Genomic DNA, 25,546 nt, shown 5'->3' with positions numbered 1-25,546 from the left:
GCGATACCCTGAAGACTCCACAGTCCACCTCGTGGTGCGTCGAGTCCTGCGTCGATGAAGTCGACGGAACGGGACCGCGGGCGGCCACACGTCAGTCTTGACCACAACTGAAGCGAGGAGCGTCCCAGATGCCGGTGCCGTCGAGGGAGAGGGTGATCGAGCTTCTCGCCGAACACGTCGAGCGCGAGGGCTACGACCTCGAGGACGTGACCATCACGCTCGCAGGTCGGCACAGCTCCGTTCGCGTCATGGTCGACAGCGACGCAGGTCTCGAACTGGACGAAGTGGCTCGGCTGAGTCACGTGATCTCCGAGGTCTTCGAAGCGGTCTCCGATTTCGGCGAATCCCCGTACACCCTCGAGGTGACGTCACCGGGAATCGACCGGCCGCTGACCGAGGATCGTCACTGGCGGCGCGCCCAGGGCCGCAAGGCTCTCATCGAACTCGAGGCCGAGTCGGTTACGGGCCGGATCGGTCGGCTCGCCGACGGTGCGGTCGACGTGGTCGTGAAGGCCAAGGGTGGTCCGGCCGTGCGTCGGGTGGAACTGAAGGATGTCAGGAAAGCTGTTGTGCAGGTTGAGTTCTCGCGCCCCGACGCGAGGGAACTCGAACTCGCGGGAGGAATCCCGGAGGGCCGTGTGGCGCCTGCGGACGCGGAAGCGTCGAACGAAGAAGAAGTAGAGGGGTCGGACAAGTGAATATCGACATCACAGCGCTGCGCGCGATCGAAGCGGACAAGGGTATCTCCGCGGGGACGATCATCGCGGCGATCGAGACCGCTCTGCTGACGGCCTACCGCCACACCGAGGGCCATCAGCCCCACGCCCGGATCGACGTCGACACCAAGACCGGTGTCGTCCGGGTCATGGCGCACGACGTCGACGTCGACGGCAACCGCGTCGGCGAGGAATGGGACGACACCCCCGAGGGATTCGGTCGGATCGCGGCGACCACCGCCCGTCAGGTGATCCTCCAGCGCCTGCGCGATGCGGAGCACGAGCGCAGCTTCGGCGAGTTCTCCACCCACGAGGGCGAGATCGTCGGCGGCGTCATCCAGCGCGACACCCGCGCCAACGCACGCGGCATGGTGGTCGTGCGCATCGGCAGCGAGGCGAACGGCGCCGAGGGGCTCATCCCGCCGGCCGAGCAGGTGCCGGGGGAGACCTACGAGCACGGCGACCGGATCAAGTGCTACGTCGTGGGTGTGTCCCGCGGCCAGCGCGGGCCGCAGATCACGCTGTCGCGCACCCACCCGAACCTCGTGCGCAAGCTGTTCGCCCTCGAGGTCCCCGAGATCGCCGACGGATCGGTCGAGATCGTCGCTGTGGCGCGCGAGGCCGGCCACCGCTCCAAGATCGCCGTCCACTCCCGGGTTCCGGGGCTGAACGCCAAGGGCGCGTGCATCGGTCCGATGGGTCAGCGCGTGCGCAACGTCATGAGCGAGCTGGCGGGCGAGAAGATCGACATCATCGACTACGACGAGGATCCTGCGAAGTTCGTCGGGAACGCACTGTCGCCGTCCAAAGTGGTATCCGTCACTGTCGTGGACCCGGACGCCCGTGCGGCGCGCGTCGTCGTCCCGGACTTCCAGCTGTCGCTGGCGATCGGCAAGGAAGGGCAAAACGCGCGTCTGGCTGCGCGGTTGACCGGATGGCGTATCGACATCCGCAGCGATGCCGCACCGGGCCCGGAGTCACAGGTCGGTCGCGAAACGACAGGTGCTTAGGAACAGAATGCGGAGTTCACGGCGATACAGCGGTAGAGTGGTCGATGGTTCAGCGTGAACTGTCTGTGTTGACGCGTGCCCGAGCCGGTGAACCGGTGCGGACGTGCGTCGGATGCAGGCAGAAAGGGCTGGCTGCCGACCTGCTCAGGGTCGTGGCGCACCAGGCCGAATCCGGCGGATTCGTCCTCGCGCCCGATCCGAAGCGAAGGCTCCCCGGGCGGGGTGCATGGTTGCACCTCGACCCGAAGTGTCTGAGCGAGGCGGGCCGGCGCCGAGCATTCGGCAGAGCACTGCGGGTGTCCGGAAGTCTGGATTCCTCGGACCTCGACCGGCTGATGGAAGCGGCCGAGATGTCCGAGACATCAAGGGCGGATCACTCGGCCCTGTGGGAACAGGACAGTGATCACGCGTGACGCAGTACCACTCGGGACCTCTCGAGTCGCAATAACACTCGGGAACGACGAGCAGTACCTCAGAGAACAGGCACAAGCACTCATGAGCACACCGTGAAGCACCAGCGATGAACGTCCATCGGAGATAACCGAGGTCGTGCGGGCATCAGTCGCTCGCTCGACCTCTCAGTAGAGGAGAGCAGTGGCAGGCAAAGCCCGCGTGCACGAGTTGGCGAAAGAACTCGGTGTCACAAGTAAGGAACTACTCGCACGGCTCAAGGAGCAGGGCGAGTTCGTGAAGTCGGCGTCCTCGACCGTCGAGGCGCCCGTCGCCCGTCGTCTGCGGGAGTCGTTCCCGTCGGCGAAGTCCGAAGGCGGCAAGCCGGAAGGCTCGGAAAGCGCTCCGCGTCCGGCCGCGAAGCCCGGCGTGCCCGGTGCTTCCGCACCCAAGCCCGGTGCCCCGCGCCCCGGCCCCAAGCCCGCCCCGGCTGCTCCCGCAGCCCCGGCGGCAGCAACCCCGGCACCCTCCGCACCGGCTGCGCCCAGCGCACCGGCCGCTCAGGTCCCCGGTCCCCGTCCGGGTCCGGCGCCCACGCCGGGACCGAAGCCTGCTCCGCAGGCGCCTGCTGCTCCGGCCGCTCCCGCGGCCCCGGCGGCAGCAGCCCCGACCGCACCGGGCCCCAAGCCCGGTGGTCCGCGCCCCGGCCCCAAGCCGCCGCGTGTCGGTAACAACCCGTACTCGTCGGCTCCGGCCGACCGTCCGGCCCCGCGTCCGGCTCCCGGTGCACCCCGTCCGGGTGCTCCGCGTCCGGGCCCGCAGGGTGGCGCGCCCCGTCCGGGTGCTCCCGGCGCTCCGCGTCCGGCTGCCGGCCCCGGTGGTCCGCGTCCGGCGCCCGGCCAGGGCGGTCCCCGTCCCAGCCCCGGCTCCATGCCTCCGCGCCCGAACCCGGGTGCGATGCCTCAGCGCGCAGCCCGTCCGGCTCCCGGTGCGGGTCGCCCGGGTGGTCGCCCCGGTGGCGGCGCCGGTCGTCCCGGTGGCGGCGGCGGCGGTTACCGCGGCGGCGGTGGCGCTCCCGGTGCCGGTGCTCCCGGTGCAGGTGCAGGTGCCGGCGCTCCCGGTGGATTCCGGGGTCGCCCCGGTGGCGGCGGCGGTCGTCCGGGTGGTCGCGGCGGTGCCGCGGGTGCGTTCGGTCGCCCCGGTGGTGCACCGCGTCGTGGACGCAAGTCGAAGCGGGCGAAGCGCGCCGAGTACGAGAGCATGCAGGCTCCCGCAGTCGGCGGCGTGCGGCTGCCCCGCGGCAACGGCGAGACCATCCGTCTCGCCCGCGGCGCATCGCTGTCGGACTTTGCAGACAAGATCGACGCGAACCCCGCAGCACTGGTCCAGGCGTTGTTCAACCTCGGTGAGATGGTTACGGCCACTCAGTCGGTGAACGACGAGACCCTGGAGCTGCTCGGCGGCGAGATGAACTACGTCGTCCAGGTCGTCAGCCCGGAGGACGAGGATCGCGAGCTGCTCGAGTCGTTCGACCTGACCTACGGCGAGGACGCAGGCGACGAGGACGATCTCGCGTCCCGTCCGCCGGTGGTCACCGTCATGGGTCACGTCGACCACGGCAAGACCCGCCTGCTCGACACGATCCGCAAGGCCAACGTCCGCGAGGGCGAGGCCGGCGGCATCACGCAGCACATCGGCGCTTACCAGGTGCTGACCGAGCTGGACGGCAACGAGCGTCTGGTCACCTTCATCGACACCCCGGGTCACGAGGCGTTCACCGCCATGCGTGCCCGTGGTGCCAAGGCGACCGACATCGCGATCCTCGTGGTCGCGGCCGACGACGGCGTCATGCCGCAGACGGTCGAGGCCATCAACCACGCCCAGGCGGCCGACGTGCCGATCGTGGTCGCGGTCAACAAGATCGACAAGGAAGGCGCGGATCCGGCGAAGATTCGTGGCCAGCTCACCGAGTACGGCCTCGTCGCAGAGGAGTACGGCGGCGAGACCATGTTCGTCGACATCTCGGCCAAGCAGGGCACCAACATCGATGCCCTTCTGGAAGCAGTGCTCCTGACCGCGGATGCGTCTCTGGACCTGCGGGCCAACCCCGACATGGAGGCGCAGGGTGTCGCGATCGAGGCTCACCTCGACCGTGGCCGTGGCCCGGTGGCGACCGTGCTCATCCAGCGCGGCACGCTGCGGGTCGGCGACTCGATCGTCGCGGGCGACGCCTACGGTCGCGTCCGTCGCATGATCGACGAGCACGGCGACGACGTCGAGGAGGCTCTGCCTTCGCGGCCCGTCCAGGTGGTCGGCTTCACGTCGGTCCCCGGTGCAGGCGACAACCTGCTCGTGGTCGACGAGGACCGGATCGCCCGGCAGATCGCCGATCGCCGCAACGCACGCAAGCGCAACGCGCTCGCTGCACGCAGCCGCAAGCGCATCAGCCTGGAAGATCTGGATGCCGCGCTGAAGGAGCACAACGAGCTCAACCTCATCCTCAAGGGCGACAACTCCGGCACCGTCGAGGCGCTGGAAGAGGCCCTGATGGGGATCGAGATCGACGACGAGGTGCAGCTGCGGGTCATCGACCGCGGTGTCGGTGGCATCACCGAGACCAACGTCAACCTGGCGTCCGCGTCCAACGCGATCATCATCGGCTTCAACGTCCGTGCCGAGGGCAAGGCGACGGAGCTGGCGAACCGCGAGGGCGTCGACATCCGGTACTACTCGGTGATCTACCAGGCGCTGGACGAGGTGGAGAAGGCCCTCAAGGGCATGCTCAAGCCGGTCTACGAAGAGGTGTCGCTGGGCAAGGCCGAGATTCGCGCCATGTTCCGGTCCTCCAAGATCGGCAACATCGCCGGCTGCCTCGTCACCTCGGGCATCGTGCGCCGCAACGCGAAGGCACGTCTCATCCGCGACAACGCGGTGATCGCCGAGACCATGACGATCTCGTCGCTCAAGCGTGAGAAGGACGACGCGACCGAGGTCCGCGAAGGCTACGAGTGCGGTCTGACCGTCACGTACTCCGACATCAAGGTCGGCGACGTGATCGAGGCCTACGAGCTTCGCGAGAAGCCGCGCGACTAGTCGCACAGCAATGCGTCCCTTCCTGGCGGCTCCGGCCGCCGGGGAGGGACGCCCCGGCTCTGCCGGGAATCGACTCCCCGGCCGTGCCGGGATTCGATGCTGTTCACCGGAGGGAGGACTGGTGTATCTCGGCGCGCTCGAGATGGACATTCTGTTCGGCGACGTGCGGTCACTGAAGGAGAAGCGGTCGCTGGTGCGGCCGATCCTGACCGAGCTGCGTCGATTCGGGGTGTCGGCCGCCGAGACCGGCGAGCACGACCGCTACCGGCGGACCCTGCTCGGGGTCGCGATGGCGAGTTCGGGGGTCGATCATGTCCACGAGGTGCTCGATCAGTGCGAGCGGCACGTCGCTGGGCGACCGGAACTGCAATTGCTTGCAGTTCGACGAAGAATTTTCGGCCCCGAAGATTGAACGGGCTGACGTCGGGGACATCCCGGAGAGGAGACTGATTGCCATGGCAGATCCTGCACGCGCACGCAGGCTCGCGAAGCGCATCAGCACGATCGTCGCGACGGCGATCGACCACGAGATCAAGGACCCGCGTCTTGCCTTCGTGACCATCACCGACGCCAAGGTGACGGCCGACCTGCACGACGCCACGGTGTACTACACCGTCATGGGCGAGAATATCGACACCGAGCCGGACTTGGCCGGTGCCGCTGCAGGCCTCGAGAAGGCCAAGGGTGTGCTGCGTTCGAAGGTGGGGGCGGGAACCGGGGTGCGTTTCACCCCGACGCTGACCTTCGTCGCCGACACGGTGCCCGACACCGCGCGGCACATGGAGGAGTTGCTCGCCCGCGCGCGGGCCGCAGACGACGCGGTCGCACGGGCGCGGGAGAACGCGACGCCGGCCGGCGACGCGGATCCCTACAAGGAGCCGCGTCCGGCGGACGACGATTCCTCGTCCGAGGACGACTGACCCGAGGCGCCCATGACTCACTGTCCGCACACCGCGCCGCCGACGCTCGCACCGCACGACCTGCAGATGCAGGATGCGGTCGAGGTGTTGGACGCAGCGACATCGGTGACCATCCTGTGCCACGTCCAGCCCGACGCCGACACCGTCGGCAGCGGTCTTGCGCTCGGAATTGCCTTCGAACGCAAGGGGATTCCGGTGCAGGTCGCGTTCGCGTCGCCGAGTGAGCTGCCGGTGTCGATGGACGGGTTGCCGGGCACGGACCTGTTGACCCGGGTGGACGACGTCGCCGACGAGGTGGACCTGCTCGTCACCGTGGACTGCGGCAGCGCCGGGCGTCTCGGCTCGCTCGCGTCCCGGCTCGACGGGGCGCGGCGATCACTGGTGATCGACCATCACCGGTCGAACACCCGGTACGGCATGCTCAACCTGATCGACGACTCGGCCGAGTCGACGACGGCCGTGCTGGCCAAGCTGTTCGACCTGTGGGGCGTGACGATCGATACCGATCTGGCGCACTGCCTGTACGCGGGGTTGGTCACCGACACCGGTTCGTTCCGTTGGGGTCAGGCGGGCACCCACACGCTCGCCGAGCGACTCCTGGGCACCGGGATCGACGGGGCCGCGATCACCCGGCGCCTGCTCGACACCCATCCGTTCGGTTGGCTGCCGATGCTGGGGTCGGTGCTCAGTTCCGCCGTCCTCGTCCCGGACGCGGTCGGCGGTCGGGGTCTGGTCCACGCGGTGATCCGGTGCTCGGACTCGGCCGGGCTCGGTTCCGAGGAGATCGAGAGCGTCATCGACATCGTCCGCACCACCGCCGAGGCGGAGGTGGCCGCGGTGTTCAAGGAGTCGACGCCGGATTCGTGGTCGGTGTCGCTGCGGTCGAAGGACTCGGTGGACGTCTCCACGGTCGCCGAGCGTCTCGGCGGCGGCGGTCACCGCTTCGCGGCGGGTTACACCGCGTGCGGCTCGAGTGATGCCGTCGTCGCGGCGCTGCGCGAGGTCCTCGGCTGACTTGACGGGAACCGACGCCGACCACGAGTCCCGCGCAGAAGAGGCCGACGGCGGACCGCGCCGGATCCTCGGGCTGGCGCTGCCGGCGCTCGGGGTCCTCGCGGCCGAACCCCTCTACCTGCTGCTCGACATCGCCGTCGTCGGTCATCTCGGCGCCCTCGCGCTCGCCGGACTCGCGGTCGGCGGGCTGATCCTCGCCCAGGTGAGCACGCAGCTCACGTTCCTCTCCTACGGCACCACCGCACGCGCGGCGCGGCTGTACGGCGCCGGGCGGGAACGCGACGCCGTCGGGGAGGGCGTGCAGGCGACGTGGCTCGCACTCGGCATCGGCGCCGCCCTGGTGGTGGTCGTGCAGATGCTCGCGGGCCCGATCACGCGCCTGATCGCCGGATCCGGTGACATCGCCGTCGAAGCCGAACGTTGGCTGCGGATCGCGGTGTTCGGGGCACCGCTGATCCTGGTGGCGATGGCCGGCAACGGCTGGATGCGCGGCGTGCAGAACACGCTCCGCCCGCTGCGGTTCGTCCTCGCCGGTCAGGTGCTGTCGGCGGTGCTGTGCGTGCTGCTGGTGCACGGTGTGGCCGGTGCGCCCCGCTGGGAACTCGCGGGATCGGCCGTCGCGAACGTCGCGGGCCAGACGCTGTCGGCGGTGCTGTTCGTCGCCGCCCTGCTGCGCGAGCGCCGCTCGGCGGGCTCCGTGCCCGGTACCGGGATCTCCCTGCGGCCGCGTCCCGCGGTCATGCGCGCCCAGCTGGTGCTCGGGCGCGACCTCATTCTGCGCAGCCTCGCATTCCAGGCGTGCTTCCTGTCCGCCGCCGCGGTCGCCTCACGCTTCGGTGCGGCGGCGGTCGCCGCGCATCAGGTGGTGCTCCAGCTGTGGAACTTCGTCGCGCTGACCCTCGACTCGCTCGCCATCGCCGCGCAGACGCTCGTCGGGGCCGCCCTCGGCCGCGGCCAGGTGCGTGGGGCCAACCGGCTCGCGTGGCGCCTGACGCGGTGGTCGGCGGTGTTCGCGACGGTGCTGGCGCTCGCGTTCGCGGCGGGCAGCGCGGTGGTGCCGACGTTGTTCACCGACGACGCCGCGGTCCTCGACCAGGCGTCGATCGCGTGGTGGTTCTTCGTCGGCATCATGCCGGTCGCCGGGGTGGTCTTCGCGCTCGACGGGGTCCTGCTCGGGGCCGGCGACGCGGCGTTCCTCCGTACCGCGACGCTGGCCTGCGCGCTGGTCGGATTCCTGCCGCTGATCTGGTCGTCGCTCGTGTGGGACTGGGGGCTGGCAGGAATCTGGGCGGGGCTTACCGTGTTCATGGTTTTGCGGATGCTGGCCGTGCTGTGGCGCACGGCGTCGGGCCGGTGGGCGATCGCCGGCGCCGATCTCCAGGCGCAGGGGACGAAAGGGTAGGGGTGTGGCAGGCAAGTTGATGGCGGTGAGCGACACGCACGTCGGGCACCGGGGTAATCGGCCGATCACCGAGGAGATCTTCCCGGACTCGCCCGACGACTGGCTGATCGTCGCTGGCGACGTGTCGGAGAAGGCCGACGACATTCGCTGGGCGCTGACGCTGCTGAAGAGCCGCTTCGCGAAGGTGATCTGGGTGCCGGGCAACCACGAGCTGTGGACCACCGCGAAGGACCCGGTCCAGATGCACGGCAAGGCCCGCTACGACTACCTCGTCGACATGTGCCGCGAGATCGGTGTGCTCACCCCCGAGGACCCCTATCCGGTGTGGGAGGGCGCGGGTGGCCCCGCCACGATCGTCCCGATGTTCCTGCTGTACGACTACACGTTCCTGCCCAACGGGGCGATCGACAAGGCCGACGGGCTGCGGATCGCGCGGGACAAGAACGTCGTCGCCACCGACGAGTTCCTGCTGTCGTCGGAGCCGTACGCCACCCGGGACGCCTGGTGCCGCGCGCGCCTCGAGGAGACCCGGAAGCGCCTCGACGCGCTCGACCTGTCGATCCCGACCGTTCTGATCAACCACTTCCCGCTGGTGCGTCAGCCCACCGAGGTTCTCTACTACCCGGAGTTCGCGCTGTGGTGCGGCACCGTGGAAACTGCGGACTGGCACACCCGCTACAACGCCGCGTGCTGCGTCTACGGGCATCTGCACATCCCGCGCACCACCTACTACGACGGCGTGCGGTTCGAGGAGGTCTCGATCGGCTACCCGCGGGAGTGGCAGCGCCGCGGGCTCCCGGACAAGCTGCTCCGGCAGATCCTGCCGGTGCCCGAGTACGCGCCCGGCACGCTCAACAAGTTCGGTGGACACTTCAGGATCACCGCGGAGCAGGAAGCCGAGTACGAGCGCATGAGGGCGCAGCGATGACAGGGGAGTCGGATTGATCGAGAGCATTCTGCCCGCCGGCGTGGCTTCGGCCGAGTTGTTCGAGGACCCGCCGGGACTGCAGCCGCATCCGCAGGAAGAGTCACTGATCGCCCGCGCGGTCGAGAAGCGTCGCCGCGAGTTCATCGGCGCCCGTCACTGCGCCCGGGTGGCGATGGCGGACCTCGGAGTGGAGCCCGGCCCGATCCTGCGGGGCGACAAGGGGTCTCCCGTCTGGCCCCGTGGCGTCGTCGGGAGCCTGACGCACTGCGACGGCTACCGCGCGGCGGTGCTCGGCTACGCGATGCAGGTGCGCTCGGTCGGCATCGACGCGGAACCGAACGGCCCGCTACCCAACGGCGTGCTGGACGCCGTCAGCCTGCCCGAGGAGCGGGAGTGGCTCGCCACCGTCGAACCGGCGGCGGTGCACTGGGACCGGTTGCTGTTCTGCGCCAAGGAGACGACCTACAAGGCGTGGTTCCCGCTCACCGGCCGCTGGCTCGGCTTCGAGGACGCCCACATCACGTTCGCCGACGGCACCGAGACGGCCGACGGGATGACGGGCACCTTCCACTCGCGCCTGCTGGTGCCCGGCGACACCACCGACGGCGGAGCCCCGCTGGCGAGCTTCGACGGCCGCTGGCTGGTCTCGAACGGCTTGATCGTCACCGCCATCTCGGTGAGCTGAGCGGGGTGCCGAGTCGGTGAGCTGACCGGCGGCTGGCAGAATCGGACCACGTGCCCAAGTCTGAGAAACCGTCCTCCGGCCTCGTCGGCGCCGGTCTGCTGATCGTCGACAAGGACGCCGGGATGACCAGCCACGACGTCGTCTCCCGGTGCCGGAAACTGCTGAACACCCGCAAGGTGGGGCACGCCGGCACGCTCGACCCGATGGCGACCGGGGTGCTGATCCTCGGCGTGGAGCGGGCGACCAAGCTGCTCGGTCTGCTGGCGCTGACCACCAAGTCGTACAGCGCCACGATCCGGTTGGGTCAGAGCACGACCTCCGACGACGCCGAGGGCGAGACCCTCGCGGTGGCGGACGCGTCCGGGATCACCGACGAGCAGATCGCAGCCGAGATCGCCCACCTCACCGGCGACATCCAACAGGTCCCGGCCACCGTGAGCGCGATCAAGGTCGACGGCAAGCGGGCGCACGCGATGGTGCGGGCCGGCGAGGAAGTGACGCTCGCTGCCCGCCCGGTCACCGTCTCCCGGTTCGACGTCCTCGCACGGCGTGACGTGCCGGGGGAAGCGGGCGGGGAGCAGCCCGGGGGTTTCGTCGACATCGACGTCGAGGTCGACTGCTCGTCGGGCACCTACATCCGCGCGCTCGCGCGTGACCTCGGCGGGGCGCTCGGTGTCGGAGGCCATCTCACCGCGCTGCGCCGCACCGCCGTCGGGCCGTTCACCCTCGAACACGCCCGCACCCTGGCGCAGCTCGCGGACGATCCCGACGTCAGCCTCGACATCGACCAGGCCGCCCAGACCGCGTTCCCGCACCGCCGGATCAGTGCCGACGAGGCCGAGTCGCTCAGCCAGGGTCGCTGGCTCGAACCGATCGGCATGAAGGGTGTCTACGCGGCGATCGACCCCGACGACAACACCATCGCGCTGGTGCAGGAACGTGGAAAGCGGGCCAGTTCGGTGATGGTGGTGCGCCCGGCGACGCTGCAGTAGCGCGTCAGCTCCCGGGAATGAAGCCCGGGTAGACGAAGTGCCCCGGCCCGCCGCCGGGTTGGGAGGAGCCCGTCGAGCCCGGGAAGTCGAGCGGCAGCTGGACCAGCTTGTGCGGATTGCCCTGCAGATCGGCCTGCCAGCAGCTCAGCAGGACGCCGTGGAAGCCGGTGCACACGATGCGGGTACTCGTGCCGAACGGCGACGTCAGGCGATTCCGGCTGACGAACGGGTTCCAGTAGTCGAGATCCGTCGGGGTGAGGAAGTTGTAGTACTCGCCTGGTGCCGTCGGTGAGGGTTCCGTCGGGACCGGGGGCCACTCGTCCGCGCTGGCGACGCCCGCGCCGGCGACGGCGATGGTGGCCGCGGCACTCGTCGCGACGGCGAATCCTGCGATGCGTCGAACCGCTGTGCTCATGCCTGCCTCGTCTCGTCGAGAAGCTCGGGAGTGCGCGCGTGCGGTGCCGTCCGAGCCTAGACGAGCCAGATGGCTTGCGCGGCAGGGTTGCCGAGGTCGACGGTGCCGGCGTCCGGATCGGCGCCGAGCCGGATCGACACGGTGCCGGCGTAGTCGCGCCGCTCGACGACCGTGATGTCCGTGTCGAGTGCGATGCCCACCGAGTCGAAGTACCGCAGCATCGCCGGATCGGCGTCCGAGATGCGGGCGACGCGCCCCGAATCGCCGTCCTGGAAATCGCTGAGCTGCCGGGCCGGCGGCGTCGGAACCGAGCCGTCCGCCGCGGGGATCGGATCGCCGTGGGGGTCGCGTTCGGGGAAGCCGAGCTTGGCGTCCATGCGGTCGATCATGCGGTCGGAGACGGCGTGCTCGAGCACCTCGGCCTCGTCGTGGACCTCGTCCCACCCGTAGCCGAGCTCGTTCACCAGGAACGTCTCGATCAGGCGGTGGCGGCGCACCATCGACACCGCCGCCGATCGGCCGGCGTCCGTGAGCGCGATCGACCCGTACCGGGCGTGGTCGACGAGCCCCTGGTCGGACAGCTTGCGGATGGCCTCGGAGACGGTGGACGCCGACACGCCGATCCGCTCGGAGAGCAGCTTGGTGGAGACGCGTTCGCGGGACCACTCCTGGACCGTCCAGATCACCTTGAGGTAGTCCTGCGCCACCGACGACAGGGTCTCCGGGCGGGGCACCTCGCTCGGGGGATTCACGTCTGACTTCTGAGTGGCCACGGTTACGAGCTTAGGCAACCGTCACCCGGGACACACATCAACTCCCGGCGTCCCGAGTGTGCCTGCTTGTCCGTCCCGGGCGTGACCGGTGTCTGTCGTGGCCGTAGGCTGCCACCTGTGCAGAGATGGCGAGGTCTGGACGATGTGCCGGCGGACTGGGGGCGTTGCGTCCTGACGATCGGCGTTTTCGACGGCGTGCATCGCGGGCACGCGCAGCTGATCTCGAGGGCGGTCGACGCCGCTCGCGAGCGTGGAATCCCCAGTGTTCTCATGACATTCGATCCGCACCCGGCCGAGGTGGTGCGCCCGGGGAGCCACCCCGCTCAGCTGACGACGTTGCCGCGGCGCGCCGAACTGGTCGAGGAGTTGGGTATCGACGTCTTCTGCGTCATGCCGTTCACGACCGAGTTCATGAAGCTCTCGCCGGAGCGTTACGTGCACGAGATCCTCGTCGAGCGCCTCCACGTCGCGGAGGTCGTCGTCGGTGAGAACTTCACGTTCGGTCGTAAGGCGGCCGGCAACGTGGACCTGCTGCGGGAGACGGGCGCTCGGTTCGGATTCGCGGTCGACGGCGTCAACCTGCTCGCCGAGCACGCGGTGACGTTCTCGTCGACGTACATCCGTTCGTGCGTGGACGCCGGCGATGTCGCGGCGGCCGCGGAGGCGCTCGGGCGGCCGCACCGCGTCGAGGGCGTCGTCGTCCACGGCGACGGCCGCGGACGCGGCCTGGGCTTCCCGACCGCGAACATCGCCCCGCCGATCTACTCCGCGATTCCCGCGGACGGGGTGTACGCGGCGTGGTTCACGGTGCTCGGCCCGGACCCGGTGGAGGGTTCGCTGGAGCCGGGGCAGCGCTACAAGGCGGCGGTGTCCGTCGGAACCAACCCGACCTTTTCCGGCCGGACCCGCACCGTCGAGGCGTTCGTGCTCGACCGGGAAGCCGACCTGTACGGCCAGCACGTCGCGGTGGACTTCGTCGAGCGGGTGCGCGGCATGGAGAAGTTCGATTCGGTCGACGCGCTCATCGAGGAGATGGGGCGCGACGCGGAGAAGGCACGGAAGATCCTCTCCGAGGACGCGGCGGCGTCGGAGACCTCACCGGCCGCCGAGGCCGCCGGAGACTGAGCGCCGCAGGGCGCCTGGTAGGATTTTCCGCTGGTGTGCGCTGCGGTTCGCGGCGGCCACGCCCGTCGGGGTGTCCGGTACTGACCGGAGCCTCCGATTTCCATTCACGCGGACGTCAGTTACAGGAGTGCACCAAGTGGCATTGACCACCGAGCAGAAGAAGCAGATCCTCGGCGAGTACGGACTGCACGAGACCGACACCGGTTCGCCGGAGGCGCAGGTGGCCATGCTCACCAAGCGCATCGTCGATCTCACCGAGCACCTGAAGCAGCACAAGCACGACCACCACTCGCGTCGTGGCCTGCTGCTGCTGGTCGGACGTCGTCGTCGTCTGCTGAAGTACGTGCAGAAGGTCGACATCGCCCGCTACCGCTCGCTCATCGAGCGTCTGGGCCTGCGCCGATAAGACGCGCTCACGGCGAGTCACTTCGCCGACCTCATCGATAGCCAGCGAGGCAATGCTTAGACTGAGCCTCGTTGGCTATCGGTGTTTGCAACACCACCGCCGCCCGCCCCGACAGTCGTGGCGTCGGTCTTCGGTAGTGGCCCTCCGGATGTTTTCCGGCAGGCTTCGATCGACGGCCGCCTCCGCCCTGTGAGGGGAGCGCAGCCGCGACCAGGAGGGTCGTGGCGCCCGTGCGGGTACGGCAAAAGACGAGAGGGAAGAGAAGAAAAGCAATGACAGTCAATTCTGCGATCGAGGTCGAAGAGGGCGTGTTCGAGTCCTCCGCCGTCATCGACAACGGGAGCTACGGCACCCGCACCATTCGTTTCGAGACCGGTCGCCTCGCGCAGCAGGCCGCCGGCTCCGTCGTCGCCTACCTGGACGACGAGACCATGCTGCTGTCGGCCACCACGGCCAGCAAGCAGCCCAAGGAGCACTTCGACTTCTTCCCGCTGACGGTCGACGTCGAGGAGCGCATGTACGCCGCGGGACGCATCCCCGGCTCGTTCTTCCGCCGTGAGGGCCGTCCCTCCACCGACGCGATCCTCACCTGCCGCCTGATCGACCGGCCGCTGCGTCCGTCGTTCGTCGACGGCCTGCGCAACGAGATCCAGGTCGTCGTGACGGTCCTGAGCCTCGACCCCAAGGACCTGTACGACGTCGTCGCGATCAACGCCGCGTCCGCGTCCACCCAGATCGCGGGCCTGCCGTTCTCCGGCCCCGTCGGTGGCGTCCGCGTCGCGCTGATCACCTCGGACGAGAACAAGAGCGGCCAGTGGGTCGCGTTCCCGACCGTCGAGCAGCTCGAGAACGCCGTCTTCGACATGGTCGTCGCCGGCCGGATCGTCGCCGGTTCCGGTGACACCGCCGACGTCGCGATCATGATGGTCGAGGCCGAGGCCACCGAGAACGTCATCAGCCTCATCGACGGCGGCGCGCAGGCGCCGACCGAGGCGATCGTCGCGGAGGGCCTGGAGGCTGCCAAGCCGTTCATCGCCCGTCTGTGCGAGGCGCAGCAGGCGCTGGCCGAGAAGGCTGCCAAGCCCACCGGTGAGTACCCGGTGTTCCCGGCTTACCAGGACGACGTGTACGCCGCTGTCGAGGCTGCTGCCACCGACAAGCTGTCGGCCGCGCTGTCGATCGCCGGCAAGCAGGAGCGCGACGACAAGACCGACGAGGTCAAGGTCGAGGTGCTCGAGCAGGTCGCCCCGCAGTTCGAGGGCCGCGAGAAGGAGATCGGCGCAGCGTTCCGCTCGCTGACGAAGAAGCTTGTGCGCCAGCGCATCCTGCGCGACCAGTTCCGTATCGACGGCCGTGGCATCACCGACATCCGGTCGCTGTCGGCCGAGGTCGCCGTGATCCCGCGTGCGCACGGCTCGGCGCTGTTCGAGCGCGGCGAGACCCAGATCATGGGCGTCACCACCCTCGACATGGTCAAGATGGCGCAGCAGATCGACTCGCTGGGCCCCGAGACCAGCAAGCGCTACATGCACCACTACAACTTCCCGCCGTACTCGACCGGTGAGACGGGCCGCGTCGGTTCGCCGAAGCGTCGCGAGATCGGCCACGGCGCTCTCGCCGAGCGCGCTCTGGTGCCGGTGCTGCCGAGCCAGGAAGAGTTCCCGTACGCGATCCGTCAGGTCTCGGAGGCGTTGGGCTCCAACGGTTCCACCTCGATGGGCTCGGTGTGTGCCTCGACCCTGTCGCTGCTGAACGCCGGTGTGCCGCTCAAGGCTCCGGTCGCCGGCATCGCCATGGGCCTGGTCTCCGACGAGGTCGACGGCGAGACCCGCTACGTCGCGCTGACCGACATCCTCGGCGCCGAGGATGCCTTCGGTGACATGGACTTCAAGGTCGCCGGCACGAAGAACTTCGTGACGGCCCTGCAGCTCGACACCAAGCTCGACGGCATCCCGTCGCAGGTGCTGGCCGGCGCACTGAGCCAGGCGCACGACGCCCGCACCACGATCCTCGAGGTCATGGCCGAGGCGATCGAGAGCCCGGACGAGATGAGCCCGTACGCGCCGCGCATCACCACCATCAAGGTCCCCGTGGACAAGATCGGCGAGGTCATCGGCCCCAAGGGCAAGATGATCAACTCGATCACCGAGGAGACCGGTGCCAACATCTCCATCGAGGATGACGGCACGGTGTACGTCGGTGCGGCGGACGGCCCGTCCGCGCAGGCCGCGATCGACAAGATCAACGCCATCGCCAACCCGCAGCTGCCCAAGGTGGGCGAGCGCTTCCTGGGCACGGTCGTCAAGACCACGGCCTTCGGTGCGTTCGTCTCGCTGCTCCCGGGCCGCGACGGACTGGTGCACATCTCGAAGCTGGGCAACGGCAAGCGCATCGCGAAGGTCGAGGACGTCGTCAACGTGGGCTCCAAGCTCCGCGTCGAGATCGCGGACATCGACAACCGCGGCAAGATCTCGCTGATCCCGGTCGAGGACGAGAGTGCGGATACGTCCGCCGAGTCGGGCTCGGAGCCCGCTGCGGAGTAGTTCGCCGCTCGGTACCACCCGTTCCCGGCCCCGTACGGTTCGTCCGTGCGGGGCCGGGGCTTTGTCCCCGGTGTATCGTGGGTCGACGTTCAACGCAAGGAAAAACGAACCGCCACATGGCTCAATCCCTCCGCGAGAAGCCCCACCGCGGCTCCGCACTCGATACACATCCCCGCACCGGTGTGCAGCGCACCACGCTTCCCGGTGGTCTCCGGGTGGTGACCGAACACGTGCCCGGTGTCCGCTCGGCCTCTGTCGGCGTCTGGGTGGGCGTCGGTTCGCGCGACGAGCAGCCCACCGTCGCCGGTGCCGCGCACTTCCTCGAGCACCTGCTGTTCAAGTCCACCCCCACTCGATCCGCGCTCGACATCGCTCAGGTGATGGACGGCGTCGGCGGTGAACTCAACGCGTTCACCTCGAAGGAACACACGTGCTTCTACGCGCACGTCCTCGACGACGATCTGCCGCTCGCGGTGGATCTCGTCAGCGATGTGGTGCTGCGCGGTCGGTGCCGGTCCGTCGACGTCGATGTCGAACGACAGGTCGTGCTCGAGGAGATCTCGATGCGCGACGACGACCCGGAGGATCTGCTGGGCGACGCGTTCCTCACCGCGCTGTTCGGTGACCATCCCGTGGGCCGACCGGTGATCGGAAGCATCGATTCGATCGAGTCGATGACCCGTACCCAGCTGCACTCCTTCCACGTGCGCCGCTACACCCCGGACCGGATGGTGGTCGCGGTCGCCGGCAACGTCGACCACGAGCACACGGTGGAACTGGTCCGGCGGGCGTTCGTGGGCCATCTCGACCGTGACGCCGCGCCCGCACCGCGGCGCGAGGGCGCGATCCGGCTGCGCACGGCTCCGACGCTGAGCCTGACGAAGCGGGACAGCGAACAGGCGCACCTCGCGCTGGGAGTGCGGGCATTCGGTAGGCACGAGGGGCACCGCTGGCCGCTGTCGGTTCTCAACGCGGCAGTCGGTGGCGGTCTGAGTTCCCGTCTGTTCCAAGAGATCCGGGAGGAGCGGGGGCTGGCGTACTCGGTGTATTCCGGGGTGGACACGTTCGCCGACACCGGCGCGTTCTCCGTCTACGCGGGATGCCAGCCCGAGAACCTCGGCGAGGTCGCCACCCTGATCCGCGAGGTGCTCGCCAACGTCGAATCCGACGGCATCACCGATGCCGAGTGCGCCCGGGCGAAGGGATCGCTGCGCGGGTCGTTGGTCCTGGGTCTCGAGGACTCCGGGTCGCGGATGACCCGGATCGGCCGTAGCGAGCTGAACTACGGCAACCACCAGTCGGTCTCGGAGACGCTCGCGCGAATCGACGAGGTCACCACCGACGAGGTCCGGGACGTCGCCCGGGTGCTGTTGCAGCGGCCGTTCGCGGCCGCGGTGGTCGGTCCGTATCGGCGCAAGCGGGATCTGCCCGCCTCGGTGCGGGGGATCGTCCGGTAGCAGCAGATCCCGACGGGCGTCGGGAGAACGGGGAGCGGCATGCGGATTCGTGGAGCGGTACTCGAGGCGATCGGCGGGCCGCGACCCTATGCCGCGTCGATGCCGATCGTGGTCGCCGACCTCGAACTCGATCCACCGGGACCGGGTGAGATCCTCGTCCGGATCGAGGCGGCCGGCCTGTGCCACTCGGACCTGTCCGTCGTCGACGGCAGTCGCGTGCGCCCCGTTCCGATGCTGTTGGGGCACGAGGCGGCCGGGCGCGTCGAGGTACTGGGCGCGGGCGTCGACGACCTCGTGGTGGGCCGGCGGGTCGTCATGACGTTCCTGCCCCGATGCGGCGACTGCGCCGGTTGTGCGACGGACGGGCGGATGCCCTGTGGACCGGGCAGTGCGGCGAACAACGCGGGCGCGCTGCTCGGGGGTGGGATGCGTTTGCACCGAGGCGGTTCCGTGGTTCATCACCACCTCGGGGTATCGGGTTTCGCGACGCACGCCGTGGTGGACCGTCGATCGGTGGTGCCGGTCGACGACGACGTCCCGGCCGACGTCGCCGCCGTGCTCGGCTGCGCGGTGCTCACCGGCGGCGGGGCCGTTCTGAATGCGGGTCGCCCGGAGCCCGGCGATCGGGTGATGGTCATGGGACTCGGGGGAGTGGGGATGGCGGCGGTTCTTGCCGCGGTCGCGGCCGGCGTGCGGGAGGTCGTCGGTGTCGATCCGGTTCCCGAGAAGCTCGACACGGCAGGGGAGTTGGGTGCCACCGCGGTGTACACCCCGGACCAGGTCGTCGAACTCGGGGTGCGGGCGGAGGTGGTCGTCGAGGCGGCGGGCAGTGCGCGGGCTTTCGAGGCCGCGGTTGCGGCCACCGCGCCCGGCGGCACGACCGTCACGGTGGGTCTGCCGGCCCCGGACGCCCGGGCGTCCGTATCGCCCCTGACACTGGTTGCCGAGGCACGCACCATCGTGGGCAGCTACCTCGGCTCGGCCGTACCCGAGCGTGACATCCCCGTCTACGTCGATCTGTGGCGTAGCGGTCGGCTTCCCGTCGAGAAGCTCATCTCGGCGCGGATCGCGCTCGACGACGTCGATGCGGGCATGGATGCACTCGCCGACGGCAGCGCGCTGCGTCAGGTGATCGTCTTCGGGTGAGCGCCGACGCCGCCGTGTTCACTGCCGGTACATGGCCACCCGCACGACGTCGCCCGGATCGACGAGGTGACTGTGGTCGTCGTCGCCGACGTCGATCCGTACCCAGTGGATCCGACCGGTGAAGGCGTTGTCGCCGCGCGGATAGTCGGGCGTGACGGTCGACTGGCCGTCCCGCCCCACGTCGGTGAACTCGTAACCGAAGCCGATGGGTTCGGTGCGCTCGAGCCGTCCCGCACCCACCGGCCGGCCGTCGGTGAACAGCGTGATCGTGCCGCCCTTGCCGAGGCCACCACCGTCGTACGCGAATTCGACGCGCACCTGGTGCGTGCCGGGCGGCGCCGGTTGCTCGGCACGCACGTGCGTGCGCTCGAGGCCGAAGAGGTTGTAGCAGAACGTGGGTCGCCCGTCCTTGAAGTAGAACGCCCAGCCGCCGGCGTGCCCGCCGAGGGTGAGGATCACCCCCTTCGCGCCGGCCGCGGGGTCCTCGGGAACGTCGACCTGCGCGGTCAGCGACCACGACCGGTTGCGCCAGTTCACGATGTGCATCTCGAGCAGCCCGCCCATGCCGGGGAGCAGGACCTGCCGCTTGCCGGGGGCGAGGCTCGGCTTGCCCGAGATCTGCGGCAGCACCCGTTCGAACATCCGGTCGTCGAGGGGGAAGACGCTGTTGCGCGTCGCCTCGATGAGGAACAGCCGCTGCATCTCGTGCAGCCGATCGGGGTGGTCCCCCGACAGGTCACGGGCCTGGGTCCAGTCGGTGGTGCAGTCGTACAGCTCCCACACGTCGTCGTCGAACGCGACCCCGGCGGCGTCGACCGTCTGCCACGGCGTCCGGTGCTTGGTGACCGCCGTCCAGCCCCGGTGGTAGATCCCGCGGTTGCCGAACATCTCGAAGTACTGCGTGACGTGGCGGTCGGGCGCCGCGCCGTCGGGGAAGGTGTACGCCATGTCCACGCCGTCGATCGGGTCCTGCCGCACCCCCTTCACCGTCGTCGGCGCCGGGATCCCGGCCGCCGCGAGCACCGTGGGGAGGACGTCGATGACGTGGTGGAACTGGTGTCGCAGTTCCCCGCGCGCGGCGAACCCGTGCGGCCAGTGCACGACGGTCCCGTTGCGTGTTCCGCCCCAGTGCGACGCGACCTGCTTGGTCCACTGGTACGGGGTGTCCATCGCGTGTGCCCACCCCACCGCGTAGTGCGGTGACGACTCCGGCCCGCCGAGTTTGTCGAGCTGGCTGGTGAGGAACTCGGGCGTCTCGATCTCGGCCATGCCGTTGAGGCTGATCAGCTCGTTGAACGTGCCCTGGAGCGTCCCCTCCGCGGAGGCGCCGTTGTCGCCGATGATGTAGAAGACCAGCGTGTCGTCGAGCGCGCCGATCTCGTCGATCGCGTCCACCACCCGACCCACCTGGTGATCGGTGTGCTCGAGGAAGCCGGCGTAGTTCTCCATCTGCCGACGCAGCACCGGCAGCAGCGCCTCGTCCATGTCCTCCCACGCGGGGATGACCTCGTGCCGCCGGGTGAGTTCGGCGTCGGCCGGCACCACCCCGAGCTCCTTCTGGCGCGCGAATGTCCGCTCCCGCAGCGCGTCCCACCCGTCGTCGAAGCGCCCGCGGTACTTGTCGGCCCACTCCTCGGGCACGTGGTGCGGCGCGTGCGTGGCGCCCGGGGCAAAGTACAGGAAGAACGGTTTGTCGGGTGCGAGCGCCTTCTGCTGACGTACCCAGGAGATCGCCCTGTCCGCGAGATCCTCGGTGAGGTGATACCCCTCCTCCGGGGTACCCCACGGCTCGACCCGTCTGGTGCCCTCGTGCAGCGTCGGATACCACTGGTCGGTCTCGCCGCCGACGAAGCCGTAGAAGTACTCGAAGCCGTTGCCGGGCGACGGCCACCGGTCGAACGGCCCCACCGGGCTGGTCTCCCAGATCGGGACCTCGTGGCACTTGCCGACGTGTGCCGACGAGTACCCGTTGAGGGTGAGGATCTCCGCCAGCGGAGCGCACGTGTCGGGCCGCACCGACGTGTAGCCGGGCGACGACGTCGCCATCTCCGTGATCCCGCCCATGCCGACCCGGTGATGGTTGCGGCCGGTGAGCAGCGCGGCGCGGGTGGGGGAGCACAGCGCGGTGGTGTGGAACCGGGTGTACTTCAGCCCGCCGCCGGCCAGTCGCTCCGCGGTGGGGGTGGCGACGGGACCACCGAATGTGCTCGACGCCCCGAACCCCACGTCGTCGAGCAGCACGATCAGCACGTTCGGTGCACCCGCGGGCGGCCGCAGCGGGCGGATCGGCGGGAACGTTGCGTCGGGGTCTTTCGCGTCGTACAGGATCGTGCCCGGGTACGTCTCGGGTGGAATCGGAAGGATCTGCCTGCCGGTGTCCCTGCGGTATCCGTCGTTGGAATCCATCGCCGACGACCTCCCTCGTGACGCGCACGCCGTCGGCGTCCGGCGCCGAGCAGCGGCGTCACCTGGTTTCGACGGTACGTTCCCGGCGGGCGCTTTCGCAGGGGAATCTCAGCTTCGCGCGTGGCCCGGGAGTAGCCTGGAACTGGCGTCGGCCGGGGCCGAGAGTCCGGATCCAGGCCTGACCGTCGGTGCTGCAACGCGATCGAAAGACGTTGCACGGCAATCTTCTCCATTCGGATGATCGTGTCCTGGTGAGGTGCGAAATGAACGAACTTGCGGAATGGGACATCGTCACCGGTGTCGGGATCACGGCCCTCGGCGTGGCGGCCGGGCGGGCCATGGAGACCCATCGGGAGGACGGCCTGGTCTCCGACCCGTACGCGGAGGCGTTCGTGGAGGCGGCCTCGCCCCCTGTTCCGATGCCGACCAGGCTCGACGCGGCCGACGACATCGAGATCCCCTGGGAGGCGATGGCGAACTACATGGGCGTCCGCTCCCGCTTCTTCGACGACTACTTCGGTGCCGCGAGTCGCGCCGGCATCGACCAGGTGGTGTTGCTCGCCGCCGGCCTGGACGTCCGCGCATACCGTCTGGACTGGCCCGCCGGCACGACCCTCTACGAGCTGGACGCGCCCAAGGTGCTGTCCTTCAAGGACGGCGTACTGGCCGCCAACGACGCCCATCCGCGCGCGGACCGCCGTGTGGTGGCCGTGGATCTGCGTGAGGGTTGGGCGGTTCCGTTGCGGGAGAAGGGCTTCGATCGCAGCCGGCCGTCGGCGTGGCTGGCCGAGGGGTTGCTGCCGTTTCTCCCCAACGCCGCCAAGGAGCGGCTGTTCCGCTTCGTCACCGATCTCTCCGCACCGGGCAGCCGCCTCGAGGTCGAGCACGTCGACGACGTGCGGAGCCTCCTGCAGGAGGACCAGTTCCGGCACATGAGTGAACGCTTCGGTATCGACATGGCCACGCTGTGGCCCGACGAGGAGGACTTCGGCCCGGCCGCGTGGCTGACCGACCACGGCTGGGAGGTGGACGTCGTGCGCTCGGCGGACGTGGCCGAGCGGTGGGGCCGCACCCTCGAGAACCCCGACCAGGACCCGATGCGCTCGAGTGTGTTCATCACCGCCGTCCGCCTGTGACGGCCGAGCGTCGGGTGAGTGGGGCCGTCGTGCGCCCCGTAGGCTTGCGCCGAGCACATTCAGGGATTTACGGGATTTTGGGCGGAGCGTGTACGTGACTTCAGCAGCACCCATCAGGGTCGGTGTTCTCGGCGCGAAGGGCAAGGTCGGCCGCGCGATGTGCGAGGCCGTCGAGCAGGCTGACGACCTGGAACTGGTCGCCGGTGTCGACCAGGGCGAGCGCATCGAGCACTTCGTCGACCAGCGCACCGAGGTCGTCATCGACTTCACCCACCCCGACGTCGTGATGGACAACCTTCACTTCCTCATCTCGAACGGCATCCACGCCGTCGTGGGCACCACCGGCTTCGACGAAGCCCGGCTCGCGCAGGTGCAGTCCTGGCTCGACGAGAACCCGGGCGTGGGCGTGCTGATCGCGCCCAACTTCGCGATCGGTGCGGTGCTGTCGATGCGCTTCGCGGCCGCCGCCGCCCGCTTCTTCGACTCCGTCGAGGTCATCGAGCTGCACCACCCGAACAAGGCCGACGCCCCGTCGGGCACCGCCTACCGCACCGCGGCGCTCATCGCCGAGGCGCGTGAGAAGGCCGGTCGCGGACCGAGCCCCGACGCGACCACCACCGAACTCGAGGGCGCGCGCGGCGCCGACGTGAACGGCGTGCGCGTGCACTCCGTGCGCCTGGCCGGCCTCGTCGCGCACCAGGAGGTGCTGCTCGGCACGCAGGGCGAGACGCTGACGATCCGGCACGACTCGATCGACCGGAACTCCTTCGCTCCCGGCGTGCTCCTGGGCGTCCGCGAGATCGGACAGCGTCCGGGACTCACCGTCGGCATCGACCCCCTGCTGGACCTGTGAAGAATCAGTCCACCCGCGTCGTCGCGGCGATCGCTGCCATCGTCGTCGCGCTCACGTTCTACTTCGTGCTCCTCGGCCAGCGCGGCATCGCGCTGATCCAGGACGGCCGGGCGGTCCCGGTCGTGCTCGGCAGCGCGGTCCTGGTGCTGCCGTTCCTCGGTGTGTGGATGGTCGTCGCGACCATCCGGTCCGGCCTGGCGCACCAGCACCTGGCCCGCCGCATCCACGACGAGGGACTCGAACTCGACGTGTCCGACCTGCCGCGGCGCCCGTCCGGGCGCATCGAACGCGACGCCGCCGACGCGCTGTTCGCCCAGGTCAAGCAGGAATGGGAGGCCGATCCGGACAACTGGCGGAACTCCTACCGGCTCGCCCGGGCGTACGACTACGCCGGTGACCGCGGTCGGGCCCGCGACACGATGCGCCGCGCCGTCGCGCTCGAGAAGCTCGAGCGGGAGGGCTGACCGATGGCTGACGGGTCGCCGGCGGCGGAGAAGACACTCCTGGTGGTGCACCACACGTCCTCCCCGGCGACCCGTGAGCTGCTCGAGGCGGTGCTCGCAGGAGCGCACGACCCCGAGATCACCGGCGTCACAGTGCGTTCGGTGCCGGCGCTGCACGCGACCCCGGTCGACGTGCTCGGTGCCGACGGCTACCTGTTCGGGACATCGGCAAACTTCGGGTACATGTCCGGGGCCCTCAAGCACTTCTTCGACACCGTCTACTACCCGTGCCTGGACACGGTCGCCGGCCGGCCGTACGGGCTGTGGGTGCACGGCAACAACGACACCGCCGGCGCGGTGAAGTCCGTCCAGAAGATCGTGACGGGCATGGAACTCGTGCAGGCGGCGCAGATCGTCGAGGTCACCGGCCCGATCGACGCGGCCGTTCGCGAGGCCTGCTACGAACTCGGCGCCACCGTCGCGGTCACCGTCGCGGGCGATATCTGATCAGTTCATCGGGACGGTACCGGGCGCCCGGGGATCCGGCGGTCCCGGCTGGAACGGCGGCGGATTCGTCGCGTCGAACGACGTGGGCAGCGTCGCGCACGTCGCGCCTGGTTCGGGAAATGTGTTGCGGTTCAAGCGCAGTGCGTCGATGAAGTGGTCGATCCGCTCGTCCGAGGTGTTGTCGACCACCAGTTGGTGTCCCCACGACTGCAACGAGACCGGAACGGACAGGCCGGGATACGGCGACAGCATCAGGTAGGGCCGGCCCTGGACGCGTTCGACCAGGACGTTCAGCGCCGGGCCCGCGACGAGTTCCGGGTCGTACGTGATCCACACGGCGCCGTGCTCGAGCGAGTGCACCGCGTTCTCGCTGCGAATCGCCCTGTCGTACACCGTCCCCGTGCACGTCGCCCACGCCGCGTCGTGCGGTCCACCGAACGGGGGAGTGCGGTCGTAGGCGACGCGCTGATCCGGGCGCACGTGCAGACCGACCGGGTACTCGACGACGGTGATGCCCTCGATCCCCAGCGACGGATCGGGTTCGGCGGTGGTGGGCGCGTACGGATCGGCCACCGCCGTGCCGTCGACGGTGTCGGTGCACCCGGCGGCCGCCAGTACGACGACCGCCGCGGTCCCGACGGCCCGAACGAGGGCCCTCACCAGTGGTCTACTTCCCGTCGACGAACTTGGTCAGGCCCTTGCTGGCGGTATCGAGCGCCATGTTCCGCGCCTTCTTGAGCATGAAGCCCGGCAGCGGGATCTTCGGGTCGACGGTCAGTTCGAACCTCACGAGCGTGCCGTCGCCCTTCGGGGTGAGGATGTACGAGCCGTCCTGGCTGTTCTGCTGGGTGCTCTCGACAAGCGTCCACGACATCCGGGTGTCGCCGTCCCACGAGTAGTCGACCACCTGCTCGTCGTTGATCCCCATGATCGAGACGGTCATTCGCACGCGGTTGGCGCGACCGTCCGGGTGGGTGCTCTCGACGATGACCTTCTTGTGAGCGCCCGACCACTCGGGCAGGCGGTCGACGGCCGCGATCGCCGCCATGACGTCGGCCGGTGCGGCCTTGACCTCGAACTCCTTCGCCCCGGATACCGCCATGCTCTCCACTCCTCTTTACCGTGAACTTCCCCGCGAACGATGAGACGCAATTAGACCATCTCGGGGCCGGGGATTCCGGTAAGC

The 25,546-nt window shown here is 69.4% G+C and carries 25 protein-coding genes; 20 read left to right on the top strand and 5 right to left on the bottom strand.

Annotated features, from left to right (window positions below; all coding sequences use genetic code 11):
- The first annotated feature begins 128 nt into the window (after positions 1–128).
- The 11 genes from rimP to truB all read left to right on the top strand — a co-directional run bounded on the left by rimP (position 129) and on the right by truB (position 11,150).
- Positions 129–698 carry a ribosome maturation factor RimP gene (gene rimP / locus ABI214_RS04300; RefSeq protein WP_348606464.1) on the top strand — a complete coding sequence of 190 codons (570 nt, stop codon included), beginning with the start codon at positions 129–131 and terminating at the stop codon, positions 696–698.
- A complete protein-coding gene (gene nusA, locus ABI214_RS04295; protein ID WP_348606463.1) occupies positions 695–1,726 on the top strand; it encodes a transcription termination factor NusA in 1,032 nt (343 codons plus the stop codon). The genes rimP and nusA overlap by 4 nt, the downstream gene beginning before the upstream one ends.
- A 44-nt stretch (positions 1,727–1,770) precedes the next feature.
- On the top strand, positions 1,771–2,139 hold the full coding sequence (locus tag ABI214_RS04290) for a YlxR family protein (RefSeq protein WP_348606461.1): 369 nt from the start codon (positions 1,771–1,773) through the stop codon (positions 2,137–2,139).
- A gap of 181 nt (positions 2,140–2,320) precedes the next feature.
- Positions 2,321–5,209, top strand: coding sequence for a translation initiation factor IF-2 (infB, locus tag ABI214_RS04285; protein WP_348606459.1), 2,889 nt, complete (start codon positions 2,321–2,323; stop codon positions 5,207–5,209).
- A 121-nt stretch (positions 5,210–5,330) separates the two neighbouring features.
- On the top strand, positions 5,331–5,621 hold the full coding sequence (locus ABI214_RS04280; protein WP_348606457.1) for a DUF503 domain-containing protein: 291 nt from the start codon (positions 5,331–5,333) through the stop codon (positions 5,619–5,621).
- 43 nt (positions 5,622–5,664) lie between these two features.
- Positions 5,665–6,129, top strand: coding sequence for a 30S ribosome-binding factor RbfA (gene rbfA, locus ABI214_RS04275; protein ID WP_348606455.1), 465 nt, complete (start codon positions 5,665–5,667; stop codon positions 6,127–6,129).
- 12 nt (positions 6,130–6,141) lie between these two features.
- Positions 6,142–7,143, top strand: coding sequence for a DHH family phosphoesterase (locus ABI214_RS04270; RefSeq protein ID WP_348606453.1), 1,002 nt, complete (start codon positions 6,142–6,144; stop codon positions 7,141–7,143).
- Complete coding sequence (locus tag ABI214_RS04265; protein WP_348606451.1) at positions 7,106–8,545, top strand: MATE family efflux transporter; 1,440 nt, start codon at positions 7,106–7,108, stop codon at positions 8,543–8,545. Before ABI214_RS04270 ends, ABI214_RS04265 begins: the two co-directional genes overlap by 38 nt.
- A 4-nt stretch (positions 8,546–8,549) precedes the next feature.
- Positions 8,550–9,473 (top strand): metallophosphoesterase family protein, encoded by a 924-nt coding sequence (locus tag ABI214_RS04260; RefSeq protein WP_348606449.1) that lies wholly within the window; start codon positions 8,550–8,552, stop codon positions 9,471–9,473.
- A gap of 13 nt (positions 9,474–9,486) precedes the next feature.
- On the top strand, positions 9,487–10,158 hold the full coding sequence (gene npt / locus ABI214_RS04255; protein WP_348606447.1) for a 4'-phosphopantetheinyl transferase Npt: 672 nt from the start codon (positions 9,487–9,489) through the stop codon (positions 10,156–10,158).
- Between the two features lie 50 nt (positions 10,159–10,208).
- Positions 10,209–11,150 carry a tRNA pseudouridine(55) synthase TruB gene (gene truB / locus ABI214_RS04250; protein ID WP_348606446.1) on the top strand — a complete coding sequence of 314 codons (942 nt, stop codon included), beginning with the start codon at positions 10,209–10,211 and terminating at the stop codon, positions 11,148–11,150.
- A 4-nt stretch (positions 11,151–11,154) separates the two neighbouring features.
- Here the strand turns inward: truB and ABI214_RS04245 are convergent, their stop codons facing one another.
- Positions 11,155–11,565 carry a hypothetical protein gene (locus tag ABI214_RS04245; RefSeq protein WP_348606445.1) on the bottom strand — a complete coding sequence of 137 codons (411 nt, stop codon included), beginning with the start codon at positions 11,563–11,565 and terminating at the stop codon, positions 11,155–11,157.
- Positions 11,566–11,621: 56 nt separating this feature from the next.
- On the bottom strand, positions 11,622–12,299 hold the full coding sequence (locus ABI214_RS04240; RefSeq protein ID WP_280761258.1) for a metal-dependent transcriptional regulator: 678 nt from the start codon (positions 12,297–12,299) through the stop codon (positions 11,622–11,624).
- Positions 12,300–12,455: 156 nt separating this feature from the next.
- Here ABI214_RS04240 and ABI214_RS04235 point away from each other — a divergent pair, with 156 nt between their 5' ends.
- The 5 genes from ABI214_RS04235 (at position 12,456) to ABI214_RS04215 (ending at position 19,015) form a co-directional block, all read left to right on the top strand.
- Positions 12,456–13,463 (top strand): bifunctional riboflavin kinase/FAD synthetase, encoded by a 1,008-nt coding sequence (locus ABI214_RS04235; RefSeq protein WP_348606444.1) that lies wholly within the window; start codon positions 12,456–12,458, stop codon positions 13,461–13,463.
- A 136-nt stretch (positions 13,464–13,599) separates the two neighbouring features.
- On the top strand, positions 13,600–13,869 hold the full coding sequence (rpsO, locus tag ABI214_RS04230) for a 30S ribosomal protein S15 (protein WP_127915894.1): 270 nt from the start codon (positions 13,600–13,602) through the stop codon (positions 13,867–13,869).
- 272 nt (positions 13,870–14,141) lie between these two features.
- Positions 14,142–16,412, top strand: a complete 2,271-nt coding sequence (locus ABI214_RS04225; protein ID WP_348606442.1) for a polyribonucleotide nucleotidyltransferase — start codon at positions 14,142–14,144, stop codon at positions 16,410–16,412.
- Positions 16,413–16,528: 116 nt separating this feature from the next.
- Complete coding sequence (locus ABI214_RS04220; protein WP_348606440.1) at positions 16,529–17,869, top strand: M16 family metallopeptidase; 1,341 nt, start codon at positions 16,529–16,531, stop codon at positions 17,867–17,869.
- A 39-nt stretch (positions 17,870–17,908) separates the two neighbouring features.
- A complete protein-coding gene (locus tag ABI214_RS04215; RefSeq protein WP_348606438.1) occupies positions 17,909–19,015 on the top strand; it encodes a zinc-binding dehydrogenase in 1,107 nt (368 codons plus the stop codon).
- Positions 19,016–19,033: 18 nt separating this feature from the next.
- On the opposite strand, the gene ABI214_RS04210 is transcribed toward ABI214_RS04215, so the two are convergent.
- The gene (locus ABI214_RS04210) at positions 19,034–21,421 is read right to left on the bottom strand and encodes an arylsulfatase (RefSeq protein WP_348606436.1); all 2,388 of its coding nucleotides are present in this window, start codon (positions 21,419–21,421) and stop codon (positions 19,034–19,036) included.
- Positions 21,422–21,684: 263 nt separating this feature from the next.
- Here ABI214_RS04210 and ABI214_RS04205 point away from each other — a divergent pair, with 263 nt between their 5' ends.
- The 4 genes from ABI214_RS04205 (at position 21,685) to ABI214_RS04190 (ending at position 24,360) form a co-directional block, all read left to right on the top strand.
- Positions 21,685–22,557 (top strand): SAM-dependent methyltransferase, encoded by an 873-nt coding sequence (locus ABI214_RS04205; RefSeq protein WP_348606434.1) that lies wholly within the window; start codon positions 21,685–21,687, stop codon positions 22,555–22,557.
- A gap of 94 nt (positions 22,558–22,651) precedes the next feature.
- Positions 22,652–23,410 (top strand): 4-hydroxy-tetrahydrodipicolinate reductase, encoded by a 759-nt coding sequence (dapB, locus tag ABI214_RS04200; protein ID WP_348606432.1) that lies wholly within the window; start codon positions 22,652–22,654, stop codon positions 23,408–23,410.
- Positions 23,407–23,874 (top strand): hypothetical protein, encoded by a 468-nt coding sequence (locus ABI214_RS04195; RefSeq protein WP_348606430.1) that lies wholly within the window; start codon positions 23,407–23,409, stop codon positions 23,872–23,874. Before dapB ends, ABI214_RS04195 begins: the two co-directional genes overlap by 4 nt.
- 3 nt (positions 23,875–23,877) lie before the next feature.
- Entirely contained in the window at positions 23,878–24,360 is a 483-nt protein-coding gene (locus tag ABI214_RS04190; protein WP_348606428.1) for a flavodoxin family protein, read from the top strand.
- Here ABI214_RS04190 and ABI214_RS04185 read toward each other — a convergent pair whose 3' ends face one another.
- Both ABI214_RS04185 and ABI214_RS04180 read right to left on the bottom strand, forming a co-directional pair.
- The gene (locus ABI214_RS04185) at positions 24,361–25,020 is read right to left on the bottom strand and encodes a DUF3105 domain-containing protein (protein WP_348606426.1); all 660 of its coding nucleotides are present in this window, start codon (positions 25,018–25,020) and stop codon (positions 24,361–24,363) included. It lies immediately after the preceding gene.
- Positions 25,021–25,027: 7 nt separating this feature from the next.
- Positions 25,028–25,462, bottom strand: a complete 435-nt coding sequence (locus ABI214_RS04180) for an SRPBCC family protein (RefSeq protein ID WP_348606424.1) — start codon at positions 25,460–25,462, stop codon at positions 25,028–25,030.
- Positions 25,463–25,546 lie beyond the last annotated feature (84 nt).

This window comes from Prescottella soli (assembly GCF_040024445.1).
GTDB lineage: Bacteria > Actinomycetota > Actinomycetes > Mycobacteriales > Mycobacteriaceae > Prescottella > Prescottella soli.
The sequence above is the reverse complement of the archived record's forward strand: the minus strand, read 5'-3'. Positions and strand labels throughout refer to the sequence as shown.